Source organism: Limnohabitans sp. (assembly GCF_034680285.1).
Taxonomy (GTDB): Bacteria; Pseudomonadota; Gammaproteobacteria; order Burkholderiales; family Burkholderiaceae_C; genus Limnohabitans_A.
The window spans coordinates 273,324-289,386 of sequence record NZ_JAXITC010000001.1; the positions used below are offsets into that span (position 1 = coordinate 273,324).

At 58.2% G+C, this 16,063-nt stretch carries 16 protein-coding genes; 1 reads left to right on the top strand and 15 read right to left on the bottom strand.

What is annotated here, in order from left to right; genetic code table 11:
- Positions 1-40: 40 nt before the first annotated feature.
- The 11 genes from der to SWE17_RS01340 form a co-directional block, all read right to left on the bottom strand.
- Positions 41-1,381, bottom strand: coding sequence for a ribosome biogenesis GTPase Der (gene der / locus SWE17_RS01290; protein WP_322991328.1), 1,341 nt, complete (start codon positions 1,379-1,381; stop codon positions 41-43).
- A 19-nt stretch (positions 1,382-1,400) separates the two neighbouring features.
- Positions 1,401-2,534, bottom strand: coding sequence for an outer membrane protein assembly factor BamB (gene bamB, locus SWE17_RS01295; protein WP_322991329.1), 1,134 nt, complete (start codon positions 2,532-2,534; stop codon positions 1,401-1,403).
- Positions 2,534-3,205 (bottom strand): tetratricopeptide repeat protein, encoded by a 672-nt coding sequence (locus tag SWE17_RS01300; RefSeq protein ID WP_322991330.1) that lies wholly within the window; start codon positions 3,203-3,205, stop codon positions 2,534-2,536. The genes bamB and SWE17_RS01300 overlap by 1 nt, the downstream gene beginning before the upstream one ends.
- A 24-nt stretch (positions 3,206-3,229) precedes the next feature.
- A complete protein-coding gene (gene hisS, locus SWE17_RS01305) occupies positions 3,230-4,558 on the bottom strand; it encodes a histidine--tRNA ligase (RefSeq protein ID WP_322991331.1) in 1,329 nt (442 codons plus the stop codon).
- Complete coding sequence (gene ispG, locus SWE17_RS01310; protein ID WP_322991332.1) at positions 4,555-5,844, bottom strand: flavodoxin-dependent (E)-4-hydroxy-3-methylbut-2-enyl-diphosphate synthase; 1,290 nt, start codon at positions 5,842-5,844, stop codon at positions 4,555-4,557. Before ispG ends, hisS begins: the two co-directional genes overlap by 4 nt.
- Positions 5,841-6,698 (bottom strand): RodZ domain-containing protein, encoded by an 858-nt coding sequence (locus SWE17_RS01315; RefSeq protein WP_322991333.1) that lies wholly within the window; start codon positions 6,696-6,698, stop codon positions 5,841-5,843. The genes ispG and SWE17_RS01315 overlap by 4 nt, the downstream gene beginning before the upstream one ends.
- Positions 6,691-7,860: a 23S rRNA (adenine(2503)-C(2))-methyltransferase RlmN gene (gene rlmN / locus SWE17_RS01320; protein WP_322991334.1), complete on the bottom strand. Its 1,170-nt coding sequence runs from the start codon at positions 7,858-7,860 to the stop codon at positions 6,691-6,693. Before rlmN ends, SWE17_RS01315 begins: the two co-directional genes overlap by 8 nt.
- 33 nt (positions 7,861-7,893) lie before the next feature.
- On the bottom strand, positions 7,894-8,319 hold the full coding sequence (gene ndk, locus SWE17_RS01325) for a nucleoside-diphosphate kinase (RefSeq protein ID WP_019427923.1): 426 nt from the start codon (positions 8,317-8,319) through the stop codon (positions 7,894-7,896).
- A gap of 149 nt (positions 8,320-8,468) precedes the next feature.
- Positions 8,469-9,680, bottom strand: a complete 1,212-nt coding sequence (locus tag SWE17_RS01330) for a pseudouridine synthase (RefSeq protein ID WP_322991335.1) — start codon at positions 9,678-9,680, stop codon at positions 8,469-8,471.
- Entirely contained in the window at positions 9,680-10,363 is a 684-nt protein-coding gene (scpB, locus tag SWE17_RS01335) for an SMC-Scp complex subunit ScpB (RefSeq protein WP_322991336.1), read from the bottom strand. The genes SWE17_RS01330 and scpB overlap by 1 nt, the downstream gene beginning before the upstream one ends.
- An 81-nt stretch (positions 10,364-10,444) precedes the next feature.
- Positions 10,445-11,437 (bottom strand): RluA family pseudouridine synthase, encoded by a 993-nt coding sequence (locus tag SWE17_RS01340; protein WP_322991337.1) that lies wholly within the window; start codon positions 11,435-11,437, stop codon positions 10,445-10,447.
- A 100-nt stretch (positions 11,438-11,537) separates the two neighbouring features.
- Here SWE17_RS01340 and SWE17_RS01345 point away from each other — a divergent pair, with 100 nt between their 5' ends.
- On the top strand, positions 11,538-12,296 hold the full coding sequence (locus tag SWE17_RS01345; RefSeq protein ID WP_322991338.1) for an outer membrane protein assembly factor BamD: 759 nt from the start codon (positions 11,538-11,540) through the stop codon (positions 12,294-12,296).
- Here the strand turns inward: SWE17_RS01345 and SWE17_RS01350 are convergent.
- From SWE17_RS01350 to zapE, 4 genes are read right to left on the bottom strand one after another with little or no spacing between them, the layout of a single operon-like run.
- A complete protein-coding gene (locus SWE17_RS01350; RefSeq protein ID WP_416234944.1) occupies positions 12,262-14,418 on the bottom strand; it encodes an ATP-dependent DNA helicase in 2,157 nt (718 codons plus the stop codon). The two genes, SWE17_RS01345 and SWE17_RS01350, sit on opposite strands and share 35 nt — an antisense overlap.
- Positions 14,388-14,594, bottom strand: coding sequence for a YdcH family protein (locus SWE17_RS01355; RefSeq protein WP_322991415.1), 207 nt, complete (start codon positions 14,592-14,594; stop codon positions 14,388-14,390). Before SWE17_RS01355 ends, SWE17_RS01350 begins: the two co-directional genes overlap by 31 nt.
- 8 nt (positions 14,595-14,602) lie before the next feature.
- Entirely contained in the window at positions 14,603-14,950 is a 348-nt protein-coding gene (locus tag SWE17_RS01360; RefSeq protein WP_322991339.1) for a hypothetical protein, read from the bottom strand.
- Positions 14,947-16,044: a cell division protein ZapE gene (zapE, locus tag SWE17_RS01365; protein WP_322991340.1), complete on the bottom strand. Its 1,098-nt coding sequence runs from the start codon at positions 16,042-16,044 to the stop codon at positions 14,947-14,949. The genes SWE17_RS01360 and zapE overlap by 4 nt, the downstream gene beginning before the upstream one ends.
- Positions 16,045-16,063: the final 19 nt, after the last annotated feature.

Below are 16,063 nucleotides of genomic sequence, written 5' to 3' on the forward strand. Positions count from 1 at the left end.
CCAGTCAGCGGCGGCGGACCAACCGTCATGCCCTCAAAGATCAACTGGCATCTTTGTCGGCAAATGGGTTGGTGGAGGTTTTCATTTCAATCCGCAGAGGGGTGCCTGCCAGATTGAAGGCTTTGCGAAAACGCCCTTCCAAAAAGCGCTTGTAGGTATCGGTGACGTGTTCCAGCGAATTGCCATGCACCACGATCACGGGCGGGTTCATACCGCCTTGGTGGGCATAACGCAACTTGGGGCGGAACATGCCGCCGCGCTGTGGACTCTGGAACTGAACCGCCTCGAGCAACAAACGCGTCAGTATAGGCGTGCTCATCTTGCACATGGCCGCCTTGTGGGCCTGAACAATCGAAGCCCAGACAGGACCTAAGCCTTGGCGCTTCTTGGCCGAGATGAAATGCATGTTGGCAAAACTCAAAAACGGCAAACGCGTTTCAATCGAGCGTTGCACCAACTGGCGCTGGTACTCGTCCACGGAATCCCATTTGTTCACGGCCAAGACCATGGCGCGGCCGCTTTCGAGGGCATAGCCCGCAATGTGCGCGTCTTGGTCGGTCACGCCTTGCTCGGCATCCAGCAGCAGCAACACCACATTGGCAGACTCAATGGCCTGCAGCGTTTTGACCACCGAAAATTTTTCGATGGCCTCAAACACTTTGCCCTTGCGGCGCAAACCTGCGGTGTCGATCAACTCAAACTTTTGGCCCTGCTTTTCAAACGGTACCGAAATCGCGTCACGCGTGGTGCCCGGCATGTCAAAGGCGACCAAGCGCTCTTCGCCCAACCAGGTGTTGATCAAGGTGGACTTGCCGACGTTGGGGCGACCGGCGACAGCCAGCTTGATGACGGAAGGATCGTCATCGGTTTCTTCGGGGTCTTCGGGCAGATGGAGCGATTCAAACGCCAGTTCCACCAAGCCGCGTGTGCCTTGTCCATGCGCCGCTGAGATGGCAATCACCTCGCCCAAACCCAGTTCGTAGAACTCGGTCAGTTGGATACCTTCGAGCATGCCTTCGGCCTTGTTGGCCACCAACAAAGTGGGTTTGCCAATTTTGCGAAGGTATTTCGCAATGTCATGGTCTTGAGCAGACAAACCACCACGTGCATCGACCACAAACACCACAATGTCAGCTTCGGCCACCGCTTGCTGGGTTTGCTTGGCCATCTCTTTGTAAATACCGGCGCTGGCATCGGGCTCAAAACCACCTGTATCAATGACGATGAATTCTTGCCGACCTTGCTTGGCGTTGCCGTAATGGCGGTCGCGGGTCAATCCCGCAAAATCGGCCACGATGGCATCCCGACTCTTGGTGAGGCGGTTGAACAGCGTGGATTTGCCCACATTGGGGCGGCCAACAAGGGCCAGTACAGGTTTCACTTAAAGATTTTCCGATCCATCATTCAGGGCGAAATGCAAAAATGCCCCCGGTGCGTGTCACCACCACCAAATTTTGGCCAACAAGGACAGGCTTTCCTGTGATCGGGCTGCCGTCCGTGCTCATGCGTTGCATGACTTGACCATCCTGTCGCGACAAAAAGTGAAGCAAGCCGTTGTCATCGCCCAATACAAGCGAACGGCCAAAAACTGTGGGTGCACTCAAACCCCGAAAGCGCATCGACTCCTGGGTCCAGGCAGGCTGGCCACCTTGGCGCTGCCAAGCCAGCACTTTGCTGTCGGATTCGACGCCGAACACCAAAGCTTCATCGCCATCCACGCCTTCGTGGCCTTGGGCGGAGCGCGTCCATAAAGTGTTGCCACGGGACGCATCGACGCAAGTCACAGAAGCCTGAAAAGCACGCACACACACCACATTGCCCTGGCGGCTAGCCCCAGAGACGAGGTCCACCAAACGCTCCACTTCGTTGGTGCCCCGCGACGAACCAACCAGGGTTTCCCAACGCACAACACCCGTATTGGGGTTCAAAGAGGCCAAACGTCCACCCCAGCCTGCCAGCAAGGTGTCACCAAACGGGATCAACAAACCCGCTTGATGCAACACCAAAGGGTCACCCGAGCGTTGCTGGGTCCAGAGTTTTTGACCTGTCGTACCGTCGAGCGCGGTCACAGACCGGTCCGCCGTCAAAACAAAGACACGCCCTCCCGCGACCAAAGGTGCGGTGTAGGAAGTGGCTGCCAAACGGTGACGCCAAAGGACTTTGCCGGCTTCGATCGCCACCACTTCGTTGGTTCGCGTGATGACAGCGAAACGCTGACCATCCCCGCCCACACCAGCTTGAATCGGCGTGTTCAACTGCAAGCGCCAAACATCTTGGCCTGTCACACCATCGATCAAGGCCACTAGGCCCGGGGTGGATGCCACAGCGACCCGTCCAGTGTGCACCGAAGCGAACAAAGGCGTGGTGACCGGACCCAAGTTCGATGTCCAAGCTTTTTGAACAGCCAATTGGCCATTCACATTGGGCAAAGCTGCAGGCTTTGGTTTGTCAGGAGCGCTCGAGCAGGCGGCAAGGGCTAAAGACAATGCGCCAAAGCAAGTCCAGCGCATCCAAGCTCGAGAAAATACAGTCATCACTTTGGTGTCTCCGAAACAGCGGCGGCATCAGGATCAATGCCCAAGGCATTGAGCTTGGCTTGCACCAAACGTCGGTAATCGGGCGTGTCGGCCAGTTTGCTCCACGCCAGCTGGTAAGCAGAAACAGCATCGGCACTTTGGCCCTTGGCTTGCAAAACATCCCCCCGAAGGTCAGCAGCCAAACCAGACATTTCAGGCGTGAAATCCGAACCCAGTTGCTTCAAAGCATCGTCATAAGCCTTGGCTTCGAACTGCAAGGCAACCAAGCGCAAACGGGCGATGTCACGGTAAGCTGGATCTTTAGCGCCTGTTACAACCCAAGTGAGCGCCTCGCGAGCGGCTTCAGATTTGCCTTGGGCTTGCAGAGTTTTGGCCGCCAACAAGGCCGACTGCTGGGCAAACTGGGTGCGGCCAAACTTTTCTTTCATATCGGCCAAGCTGCGCTCCACGCGTGCCAAGTCACCAGAGCTAACAGCCCGTTCTACCTCGTCATAAAGGGCAGCCGCTTTGGCGGCTTGACTGCGTTCCCAATACTGGTAGCCGTTCCAGGCGGCATAACTGCCCAAAACAGCGATGAGCACCCAAGAAATCAGGTTGCCCCAGGTGTTCCAGAAGTGCTTGATCTGGTCAAGTTGTTCTTGTTCGTCAAGGTCGAGGGCTTTGGCCATGGTGTAAATCAGTAAATGAGCGCATCAAAGCGCGGATTGTAGGCTGTGGGCCCAAGAGGCCACCGTGTTCAGCGGCTCGGTGCGCTGGGCACCTTCGCCGTCACGCAGCGATTTGACCGCCACATGGCCTTTAGCAAGCTCTTCAGCCCCAAAAACCAGGGCAAAACGTGCGCCCGAGGCATCGGCCTTTTTGAACTGGGACTTCATGCTGCCCATGCCTTCACCAGTGCCCGCGTGCATTTGGGCCGACACGCCACAGGCACGCAAGGTTTGCAACACCTGCATGGCCACGGGCAAGGCAGCGGATTCGGGAATGATGGCGTAAACATCGGGGGCCAGATCGGGCAAGGCCTCGCCCTGCTCTTTGATGAGTTCGAGCACGCGCTCAACGCCCAAAGCCCAGCCCACGGCGGGGGCGGGCTTGCCGCCGACTTGCTCAATCAGATAGTCGTACCGCCCACCGCCGCAGATGGTGCCTTGTGAACCCAGGCTGGTGGTGATGAACTCGAACACCGTGAGGTTGTAGTAGTCCATGCCGCGCACCAAGCGCGGGTTGATGCTGTAGGTCACGCCATTGGCATCCAGAATGGCTTTGACCGCGTTGAAGTGGGCCAAAGAGGCCTCGCCCAAAAAGTCGAGCAAGCGGGGCGCAGCCTCGACCACGCTTTGCATGGCCGGGTTCTTGGTGTCCAAAATGCGCAGCGGGTTGCTGTGCAGACGGCGCTTGGCTTCTTCGTCGAGCACATCGCTGTGTTTTTCGAGGTGGGCGATCAACGCCATGCGATGGGCTTGGCGCTCAGCCGGTTGACCCAGACTGTTGAGTTCCAGGCGCACGTCTTTCAGGCCCAACACCTTCCACAGGTCATTCGCCAGCAAAATCAATTCGGCGTCGACCTCGGGACCACCAAAACCCAGCACCTCGGCACCAATCTGGTGGAACTGGCGGTAACGGCCGCGCTGCGGGCGCTCATGCCGGAACATGGGGCCCATGTAATACAGTCGCTTGCCGCCTTCGTACAGCAGGTTGTGCTCGACCACTGAACGCACCAGACCTGCAGTGCCTTCGGGACGCAAGGTGAGTTGTTCGCCATTCAGACGGTCTTCAAAGGAGTACATCTCCTTCTCAACGATGTCGGTCACCTCACCCAAACCGCGCACAAACAAGGCGGTGGGCTCGACGATGGGCAAACGCACATTGCGGTAGGCGTAACGCGCCATCAAACTGCGCACCTGCCCCTCCAACCACTCCCAGCGCGCCGAATCGGGCGGCAAGATGTCATTCATGCCCTTGACGCCGACCAGCTTCTGGGCTTTGACAGTCTTGGGTGTGTTTTCTTTCAGAGACTCGCTCATTTTTTCTCAGCAGATCCGGAACCAAAACGGTTCTCAATGTAGTTTTCAACCAGCCCCTGGAACTCTTGCGCAATGCCTTCACCGCGCAGCGTCAGGCGCTTTTCGCCGTCAATGAAGACCGGGGCCGCAGGCGCTTCGCCCGTTCCCGGCAGGCTGATGCCGATGTCGGCGTGTTTGCTCTCGCCCGGGCCGTTCACGATGCAGCCCATGACCGCCACCTTGAGGTTTTCAACACCCGGGTAACGCGCACGCCAGACCGGCATTTGGGCCCGCAAAAAGTCGTCAATCTGTTTGGCCAGTTCTTGGAAGGTGCTGCTGGTCGTGCGGCCGCAGCCTGGACAAGCGGTCACGCTGGGCACAAAAATGCGCAAGCCCAGCGATTGCAAAATTTCTGACGCGATCACCACCTCTTGTGTGCGCGCTTCGCCCGGCTGGGGCGTGAGCGAGACGCGGATGGTGTCGCCGATGCCCTCTTGCAGAAGAATAGACAAGGCCGCAGCCGAAGCCACCGTGCCCTTGGTGCCCATGCCCGCTTCGGTCAGGCCCAGGTGCAGCGCGTAATCGGTGCGGCGACCGAGCTCGCGGTAGACCGAAATCAAATCCTGAACGCCCGAGACCTTGCACGACAAGGCGATTTGGTCCCCATTGAGGCCCATGGCTTCTGCACGCTGGGCGGACGAGATGGCCGACGAAATCAGCGCCTCGTACATGACCTGACGCGCTTCCCAAGGGTTGGCGCGTTGGCTGTTGGTGTCCATCAGGTCGGCCAACAACTCCTGGTCGAGGCTACCCCAGTTCACACCGATGCGGATGGCTTTGTTCCAGCGCATGGCCGCTTCGATCATCTGACCAAACTGCACATCGCGCTTGTCGCCCTTGCCCACATTCCCGGGGTTGATGCGGTACTTGGACAGCGCCTCGGCACACGCCGGGTAGTCGGTCAGCAAGCGGTGACCGTTGTAATGGAAGTCGCCGATCAGGGGCACATCGATGCCCATTTTGTCGAGCTGGTCGCGGATGTGCGGCACAGCGTCTGCGGCTTCAGGCGTATTGACCGTGATGCGCACCATCTCGGAGCCGGCAATCGCCAGCTCCTTGACTTGGATGGCGGTGCCAATCACGTCGACCGTGTCGGTGTTGGTCATGGACTGCACGCGCACTGGAGCCCCGCCGCCAACGGTGACGACGCGCGACCCCCAGACCACTTTGGACTGGCGACTTTGGCGCATGATCGGCACAGCGATGGCAATGGCGCTGGGCAAAGGCTGGAGGGTGGATGCGCTCATGGTTTCACCTCAAATCGGGCCGTGTTGACTTGTGTGTGTGGCTTCAGGTCAAAGGGCTGACCCTGGACGCTCAATTGGACGGCATCGGATCGCCCTACCACCACAGAAACCGGGAAGGAGACAGGCAAACGCTTGAGATCACCTGCGTTCAATACGCCATTCCAGATCAATTGTTTTTGCGCATCCCGAACTTCGATCCAACTCACGTTTTGGGCAGAAAAAACCAACTCGGATGGCATGGGCACAACAGGCGGCAAGCTTGCCGGTGCCACGGGCAAAGCCAGGGGAAGTTCTTGCGAAGGTGTGCTCACCGCCGCAGAAGCTGGGCTGACAGGTTCAACCGGTGTTGCGGGGGCAGCTGCAGCCGCGGGTGCTGCGGCCTCAGATGAAGACACTGAAGGACGGAGGTTCTCAAACCAGGCCCAGTGTGCAGGATTGGGCAGCCAGATCAAAGCCGCAATCAAGACCAACATGCCAGTGGCCATCCACCAAGTTTGACTGGATGCGCCAAACCGTACACGGCGCAAGTTGCCCAAATCTGGTGGCGCCGACAAAGCCTGACGCACAGCACCGTTGGACTCCAAATAATTCGACGACATCGGCATCAAGGCCAGAATGGGGGCCGAGTCCACACGCAAGTGTCGACACACACTGGCCGCCAAGCCACGGGCAAAAACTGGGCTTTGATCAGCCATGTACTGATCTGCCTCCAAAGATTCCAGCTGACGCACAGGAACCTTCAGATTCACCGACAAGACCGCCAAATGAACGCCCGCAGCTTGCCGCGCCGCCTTCAACAGACCACCCGCTGTAGGAGTGGACGGAACGTTGTCAGAGTGAGTGTGTTCAGTCATCTCCAGGCTCCTGGACTTGAAAAGAGGAAACTGTAGACGCATTGTCCACAGGCACAAGCCGAATGGTGCGTTGCTGGGCCATGCGGCTTTGCACCTGTGTGCGGTCTTTCACATCACCCGCCAATTGACCACAGGCCGCGTCGATGTCATCACCTCGGGTTTTACGCACCGTGGTCACCAGACCAGCGTCTTGCAATTGTTTGGCAAAAGCCTGAACCCGGGCATGGGGCGATCGGAGCAAACCCGAGGCGGGGAATGGGTTGAAAGGGATGAGATTGAACTTGCAACGCAAACCCTGGCGGGCATGCTTTTGCACGAGATCTATCAGTTGGCTGGCATGTTCAGGCTGGTCATTGACACCGTCAAGCATGCAGTATTCGAAAGTGATGAAGTCACGTGGCGCGTGTGCCAAGTAGCCAATGCAGGCGTGCATGAGTTCGTCGAGGGGGTATTTGCGGTTGAGCGGCACCAGGTTGTCGCGCAGCGCATCATTTGGGGCGTGCAAAGAAACCGCTAAAGCCACCGGACAATCGCCTGACAAACGCTCCATCATGGGTACAACACCCGAGGTGGACACCGTGACACGACGGCGCGAGAGGCCATAACCATGGTCATCGAGCATGGCGCGCAAAGCGGGCACCAGCACCGAATAATTTTGCAGAGGCTCGCCCATGCCCATCATCACGACGTTGGAAATAACGCGGTCTGGCGTGTTCAGGTGTTTGCGCAAAAAGTGCTCTGCAAACCACAGCTGCGCGAGGATCTCACCCGTGGTGAGGTTGCGGCTAAAACCTTGATGCCCAGTGGAGCAGAAACGACAGCCTACGGCGCAACCGGCTTGAGAGGAGATGCACAAGGTACCACGGTCGTCTTCGGGTATGAACACCGATTCAATGGCATTGCCATCGCCGACATCGAACAGCCATTTGATGGTGCCGTCGGTCGACATGTGTTGACTGATGACAGGCAGGGCCGAGATGTGCGCATGGACTTGGAGCTTTTGGCGCAGTGACTTGGCCAAGTCGCTCATTTGTTCGAAATCCGCAGCGCCCCGCTGGTGAATCCAGCGAAACAACTGGGTAGCCCTGAAGCGCTTTTCGCCCAGCCCCTCGCAAAAAACGGCCAAACCATCCAGATCAAATTCGAGAAGGTTGGCCGTCATGGGGAGCTTGGACGGGCTAGGGCCGCAACGCGATCAGCGTGCGTAAACGTTCAAGCCAGCGAAGAAGAAAGCGATTTCGACAGCAGCAGTTTCAGGGGCGTCAGAGCCGTGCACTGCGTTGGCGTCGATGCTGTCAGCGAAGTCGGCACGGATGGTACCAGCGTCGGCTTTCTTCGGATCGGTCGCGCCCATCAGGTCGCGGTTTTTGGCGATGGCGTTCTCACCTTCGAGGGCTTGGATCATCACGGGGCCGGAGATCATGAAGTCAACCAGGTCCTTGAAAAAAGGACGTGCCTTGTGCACACCATAAAACTGTTCGGCTTCGCCGCGCGAGAGGTGAACCATTTTGGCGGCCACAACTTTCAGGCCTGCTGCTTCAAAACGAGCGTAAATTTGACCGATGACGTTTTTGGCGACAGCGTCTGGCTTGATGATGGAGAGAGTGCGTTCGATGGCCATGGTTTTTCCTATTACAAAGTATTTTTAATCCAATTTTGCCCTGCGGCAAAGTTCGCTATTCTAACCGCTGCGCAGCGGTTTTATTCCTCTGAGAGCGATGAACCCACAGGGGAAAAGGCCAGAACGCTCCCGCGCTGGCCAAGGTGCATTCAACGGCTGCGCCCGCCGCGACCCGTGCCGCCAGGGACCTTTTTGAGGCGGTTAAAGCTTTCGGCGCCGATGTATTTGGCCTCGCTCTTGGGCGCGTCCGACTTGGCATGCAGCCCCGACCCACCCGGGGCTTGATTGGGCTTGGCCGCCGGTTTCGCACGCGGCACAGCGGTGCCCGCCCTGCCCTGGCCACCTGTGCGGGGGCGGCGGTCGTTGCGGTCGGTTCTGGAAACGGGGCGGGGCACGGGGGTACGGGTACGGTCCAAGGTACCTGCGGCGCGCATCAAAGCGCGGATGTCAGACTCGTCCAACTCCAGCCAAGCACCTCGGCGCAAGCCGTGAGGCAAGACCATGGCGCCGTAGCGAATACGGATCAGGCGGCTGACCGCGTGGCCCACCGACTCCATCATGCGGCGCACCTCCCGGTTGCGGCCTTCGGAAATGGTCACACGGTACCAGCAGTTCGAACCCTCACCGCCGCCGTCTTCGATCGAACCGAACTGGGCGGGCCCGTCATCAAGGTTGATACCATCGAGCAGTTTTTGCTTTTCGTCCTTGCTCAAAGCCCCCAGTACGCGCACCGCGTACTCGCGCTCCAGGCCAAAACGCGGGTGCATCAGCTGGTTGGCCAATTCACCCGAGCTGGTGAACAAGAGCAAACCTTCTGTGTTCAAGTCCAAACGGCCCACCGATTGCCATTTGCCGTTTTGCAGGCGCGGCAATTTGCGGAATACCGAGGGGCGGTTTTGCGGGTCGTCGTGGCTGACGATCTCGCCTGCGGGCTTGTGGTACGCGATCACACGGGCGGGCGGTGGATCGATGCGGATGTGGATCGGCTTGCCATTGACCTTGATTTGGTCGCCGTATTGCACGCGTTGACCGACGTGCGCGGGCTCGTTGTTGACCATGATGCGGCCTTCAGCGATGAGCTTTTCCATCTCGAGGCGCGAGCCCATGCCCGCCTGAGCCAGCACTTTGTGCAGCTTGGGCGAGTCGGTTTGGGGTGCAAGAACCCGTTTGCCCAAATCGACAGTCACGTCATCGGAGGCCTCTTCGTCGTCAAACTGCCCCGACACCACATCGGCCAGTGCAATCGCTTTGTAGATGGATTCGCCAGGCGCCAGCGACTGGGGGGAACGAGCTTTCGATGCTGGACGTGCTGTCGTTTGGGGTTCTGACGAACGGCTGTCGTCTTGGGTGGGCTTGTTCATTATTTGGCGGACTCTTCGCCTTGCAGCGGTCTGTCGAGAGGGTTAAGAGGGTCTTCGGAGTCCGCCACGATGGGCATTTCAAAAGGCAAAGCATTGATGGCGTCATCGAGCGACAAGGAAGGTTGGACAGGCAAGGCGTCTACCAAGCCCGACAACGCCGAACTTTGGCCATCCACTTGAGACAACATGGGCAACTGGTCGAGAGCGGCCAAACCCAAATCGTCTAGAAATTGACGCGTTGTGGCATAAAGCCCTGGACGGCCCACCGTTTCACGGTGCCCGATCACCTCGACCCAACCTCGGTCTTCCAATTGCTTGAGGATCTGCGAGTTGATGGTCACACCACGAATGTCTTCCATGTCACCCCGTGTCACGGGCTGACGGTAGGCAATGATGGCCAGTGTTTCCAACACCGCGCGGGTGTATTTGGGGGGCTTTTCGGGGTGCAGTCGGTCGAGGTAGGCGCGGAGTTCAGGACGGCTTTGAAACCGCCACCCACTGGCCACACGGATCAACTCCAGGCCTTTTTGGGCCCACTCGAGTTGCAGGTCTTGCAGCATTTGCCGCAGGGTATCGGCCCCGAGCGCATCGTCAAACAGCACGCGCATGTCGCGCATTGACAAAGGCTGGCCAGCTGTCAGCAAGGCCGTTTCCAGGACACGTTGGGCTTGCGCCGTGTTCATGTGTCAGTCTTTCGGAAGAAGACGCCTCACGGCGTCGAAATGATGCCTCACGGCGTCGGATGTCCAGAGAGTCGGTGCACTCTAACGTGGTGGATTGTAGCCGAGGCCCCAATCGGCGAGGGCCTGAGCCATGTCCTCAGGCAATTCGGAACGAAGATCAATGGTTTGCCCGGTGATAGGGTGAACAAAGGCCAAGTGCCAAGCGTGCAAGGCCTGACGCGCCATTCCAGCCGCCTTGGCACCACCGTAAACAGCATCTGCCAACAAGGGATGACCAATGTGCGCCATGTGCACCCGAATTTGGTGAGTGCGCCCCGTATGCAAGGTGCACTGCACCAAGCAGCCAAATGTATTTTGATCCAGCACCTCAATGGTCGTTGCAGCCGTTTTGCCCGCCTGGTAAGACAAATCGACCACGGACATGCGCAAACGGTTGGTCGGATCGCGCCCAATGGCCGCCTCCACCTTCGTGGGGGAAGGAGAAGTCCAAGATTTGTGCGCAATGGCCAAGTATTGGCGCTTGACATCTCGAGCGGCAATCAATTGAACCAGCGCATCCATGGCTTGGCGGGTACGGGCCACCACCATCAAGCCACTGGTGTCCTTGTCCAGTCGGTGAACAATGCCTGCCCTTGGCACATCCTTGGCCAAAGGGTCCAGTGCCAACAAACCGTTGAGCAAAGTGCCGCGCCAGTTGCCCGGGGCAGGATGCACCACCAAACCCGCCGGCTTGTTGATCACCCGTAAATGAGCATCTTCGTAGACCACATCGATGGGCATGGCTTCGGGCACAAAGGCCTGCGACTGAGGCGTTGCGCGCAACGTGACTTGCACCTGGTGCCCCAAACGGACTTTGGTCGACACTTTGGTCACCACACGACCGTCGATCAGGGCGTCACCTTGCTCGATCAATTGCTGCAAATAACTGCGTGAAAACTCAGGCACCATTTGGGCCATCGCTTTGTCCAGCCGCTGCCCGTGCAAATCGATCGGCACTTGGCTGGTGCGCACTTCCTCTTCCGAAACCTCAAGCGCACGCTCACCCTCGTCCATCAAGCCAGCGAGGTCATCCATTCCAGGGTCGGTCGATATAATCAAAGCGTTTAACAGTTCAAGGGTGTCACAGATGCGAAGCTTCAGATTATCGACGGTTCCCGCTGGCCTGGTTTTGGCAATGGGACTGCTCCTGTCGGGCTGCTCCAACACCCCCAAAGACGTCACTGCAGCTTGGACACCCGAAAAAATCTACGCCGAGGCACGAGACGAAGCCAACTCTGGCGCATGGGACAAAGCCATTGGCTACTACGAAAAGCTCGAAGGTCGTGCAGCGGGCACCGTGTTGGCGCAGCAGGCCCAGATCGACAAGGCATTTGCCCAATACAAAACCGGCGACAAAATTCAGGCCATTGCCACATTGGACCGCTTCATCCGCTTGCACCCCGCAAGCCCCGCGTTGGACTATGCCCTCTACCTCAAGGGCTTGGTCAATTTCAATGACAACCTGGGTCTGTTCTCATTTTTGACCCAGCAGGACTTGTCCGAGCGTGACCAAATGGCGGCGAAAGCCTCTTACGAGGCCTTCAAAGAGTTGACATCCCGTTTTCCCGACTCCAAATACAGCCCCGAAGCACGCCAACGCATGATGTACATCGTCAACGCACTGGCTTCGTACGAGGTGCATGTGGCGCGCTACTACGCCAGTCGAGGTGCCCACGTCGCGGCGGTCAACCGTGCGCAACAAGCCATTTCAGAATATCCGGGCGTGCCAGCTGTCGAAGAGGCTTTGGCCATTTTGGTGAGCTCTTACGACGCTTTGGGCATGAGCACTTTGCGTGACGATGCCAAGCGTGTGTTGGAGAAAAACCACCCACAGTCCACCATCCTGAAAGCAGGCGGCGTCAAGAAAACGTCCCCTTGGTGGCGTCTGTGGTGAGCTGAAGCAAAGTCTCCAAAAACTCTGGGTGCCCATTCAATCGGCGCATTTCAGGCAAACCCCTTACCAACCTGCGGCCATAAGACATGGTGGCCAAACGGGTGTCGCACACCACGAGTACGCCCCGGTCGGTTTCACTGCGAATCAAACGCCCAGCACCCTGTTTGAGGGAAACCGCTGCTTCTGGCAATGCATGGTCAGCAAAGGCGCTGCGGCCTTCACGGGTAATGCGTTGGCTCCTGGCTTCAAACAAAGGGTCGCCTGGTGGGGGAAACGGCAGCTTGTCGATGACCACCAACTGCAAGGCTTCCCCGGGCACATCAAAGCCCTCCCAAAATGAGGCCGAAGCGACCAGCACACAGCCTGCGCGACCATCGCCTGCGCCCTCCCTGAAACGCTCCATCAAGCGGCGCTTGGGGCTTTGCCCTTGCACCAAGACCTCCACATTCGCGGCTGGGTCCATGCGGGTCTGCAAATACTCACCAATGCTGCGCATGGCATTCAAGGTGGTGGTCAGCACCAAGGTTCTGCCGCCCAACAGCTGCACCGCCTCCACGACCAGCTGTGCCACATGCCCTGCATGACCGGGGTCACCCGGTTTTGGCAGATGTTCGGGCACATACAGGGCGGCTTGCCGCGTGTAATCAAAGGGGCTGGTAACTTGCATCACCTGCGCAGAAGTCAGACCGCAAGGCTCGGTGAACCAGCGCAAACTGGGCTCATCGCCCAAGGTGGCCGATGTGAAAATCCAGGCGCGCTGCCCGACACCCGACCCCACACCGGCTGCAGCCCCTGCCATGTCCTGTGGCCCGTGTCGGGGGTCACCCGCCATCAATGCCTCGAGGGAATCGGGATCGACGGCAGTGGGTTCGGCTTCGCCGGAAGGCCTGAGCTGCGCTGGACGCGTCAGTGCAGAAAAGGCTTGGGCGATGTCTAAAGGTGATTCGATCAAGCGCAGCTGCGCGCTGACTTCGGCCCATCGGACACCCTCAGGGTCAGGGACCTGGGAAAACAAATGCGCTTTTTGAGCCAGTTCGGTAGCCCGTTCGTGCAAACGCTGGAAGTCTGGGGCCAATTCGGTGACCATTTCCAAACCCGTTTGCAACTGCCCTAAAGACTGAACCAATTGCACAAGTGCGCTTGACCAATCTTCTGGTTCCACGCCTTCAGGCATTTCCTCCGTCCATCGCAAACGCACCGAGCCACGGTGCATGCCTGCTGCCAAACGCAAATCGCAAGAGGCTTTTTCCAGCTGATCTGCCAAAGCATGCCAATCCACCAAGCCACGCGCCAATTGCAGGCCAGTGGCCAGCACATCGCGTGACAACTCCAGCAATTGAACCGTCGACAATTGCTTGCCCAAGAAGTTCACGCCGATCTCGTTGAGCTGATGCGCTTCGTCAAATACCGTCACCCGCACCGTCGGCAACAACTCCGCCACACCGGATTCACGCACTGCCATGTCGGCAAAAAACAGGTGGTGGTTGATGACCACCACGTCGGATGCCATGGCCTCTTTTCGGGCCAGGTTGACATGGCATGCGCGGTAGCTGGGGCAGCTCGACCCCAAGCAGTTGTCGCGTGTGGATGTCACCAGGGGCCACAAGGAAGAGCGCTCATCCAAACCCGTCAACTCGGCCATGTCCCCCGTACGGGTGGACTGGGACCAGGTTTCGATCTTGGCCAGTGCCTTCTGTGCGCCCGGCTGGGCAGACTCTGCACTGTGACGGGCTTGCTGCATGCGGTGCAAACACAGGTAATTGGAACGGCCCTTGAGCAAGGCCACACGAATGGGCAGACCCAGAACCTCGACCAGACGCGGAATATCCCGTGAAAACAATTGATCTTGCAGTGCCTTGGTGGCCGTGGACACCAGTGCCCGCTGGCCACTGAGCAAAACCGGCACCAAATAAGCATAGGTCTTGCCCACACCCGTGCCCGCTTCGACCACCAACTGCCCACCCTGCTCCAAAGTCTGGGTGACCGCCATCGCCATGTCGGTTTGCCCCTCCCGAGGCTGAAAACCGAGTACCGCTTGGGCCAGCGAACCATGACTCGACAAGGTTTCTGCCACCCTTTGTTGCAACAAGCTCAAGCGGGCTCCTTGGGATCGATCATCCATTGCAACTGCGCCATTTGGTCGCGTAACGCCAGCCGCCTTTTTTTCAAGCGACGGAGCATCAACTCGTCCAGCGGCAAAGGGGCCATAACGGCTTGGTCAATCAATGCGTCCAAGTCAGCGTGTGCCATTTGGCACTCGATCAATTGACGCTGCGGTGAGCGCAGATCTTGCGACAGTTTGTCGCTCATGGTTGGCTGCGATTTTCTGGCTGCTTGCCTTCGAGTCGCAAGTCACGCTGCTCGGTTCGCCAAAGACGCTCTTGTGTGTTCAACACCAAGTCTTTTTGGCGCAAAGGCTCCAAGGCGGCGCGGCGTGCTTTGCGGGCGTCGCTCAAGCAATTGTTCACCGCAAACTTTTGCCAACAGCCCTTGGCAGCTTGTTCATAAGTGCTCATGACGACTTGACGGTCTTGTTCAATCGCTTCGCGCTGCACACGGATGAATTCTGGCTCGCCCACCAGACTCTGCGCACCCAACGGCATGCTGGTCAGCGAGTACAAAAACGTCAATGTGGCGAGCGCAAAGTGTTTCATGTGAGATGGGTGTCCACCGTGCGGTGCTCCAAGGCCAAAAATTCGCTGGACTGCATCTCGTGCAGGCGCGATACCGTGCGCGGAAATTCATGCGATATCGGGCCAGCGGTGTAAAGGGCTTCGGGTGCGACCGCAGCCGACATGATCAGTTTGACGCGCCGGTCATAGAGAACATCGATCAACCAGGTAAAGCGCCGCGCCTCAGAAGCCATGCTCACAGGCATTTGGGGCACATTGCTGAGCAATACTGTGTGGTATTGGGTAGCAATTTCCAGGTAATCGTTTTGCGATCGCGGACCACCACAAATGGCACGGAAGTCGAACCAGACCACATCACCCGCTCGTCGCTTGGCGCTGATGTCACGCGCCTCAATGTGCAGCACCGGGTCTTCATCCGGGCCTGTGGCCAGGCGGTTGAAAGCGTCGTTCATTTCGGCGTCAGCCTGTTCACCCAAAGGTGAGTGGTAGAGCTTGACCATCTCCAGCGTGCGACGGCGGTAATCAGTGCCGTTGTCCACATTCAGCACTTGCATCCGCTGGTTCAGCAAAGCAATCGCTGGCAAGATGCGGTCACGGTGCAGGCCATCGGGGTACAAGCCATCGGGCTCAAAGTTGGAGGTGGTGACAAAGCCCACGCCATTGTCGAACAGGGCCACCAAGAGGCGGTGCAAGATCATGGCATCGGTGATGTCGGCCACATGGAATTCATCGAAGCAAATCAGCTGGTAGCGTTTGGCCATGCGCTTGCCCAGCTCGTCCAGCGGATTGACCGTACCTTGGATAACAGCCAGCTCGCGGTGGACTTCGCGCATGAACTCGTGAAAGTGCAAACGGGTCTTGCGCTCAACGGGCACAGCTGCAAAAAAGCAGTCCATCAAGAAACTCTTGCCACGCCCCACCCCGCCAAACATGTAAACCCCCTTGGGAACTTCAGGGTGGCTGAATAACTTACCCAACAGTCCAGAGCGCTTCGACTGGTAGGCGGTCCATTCCTGGGCACAACGCTCGAGGGCTTCGATCGCCCGAAGCTGGGCCGGATCACTTTGATAGCCGCGTTTTTGCAACTCTTCTTCGTAAACTTCACGAACGGACATGGATGGCTTGCTCTTGAGT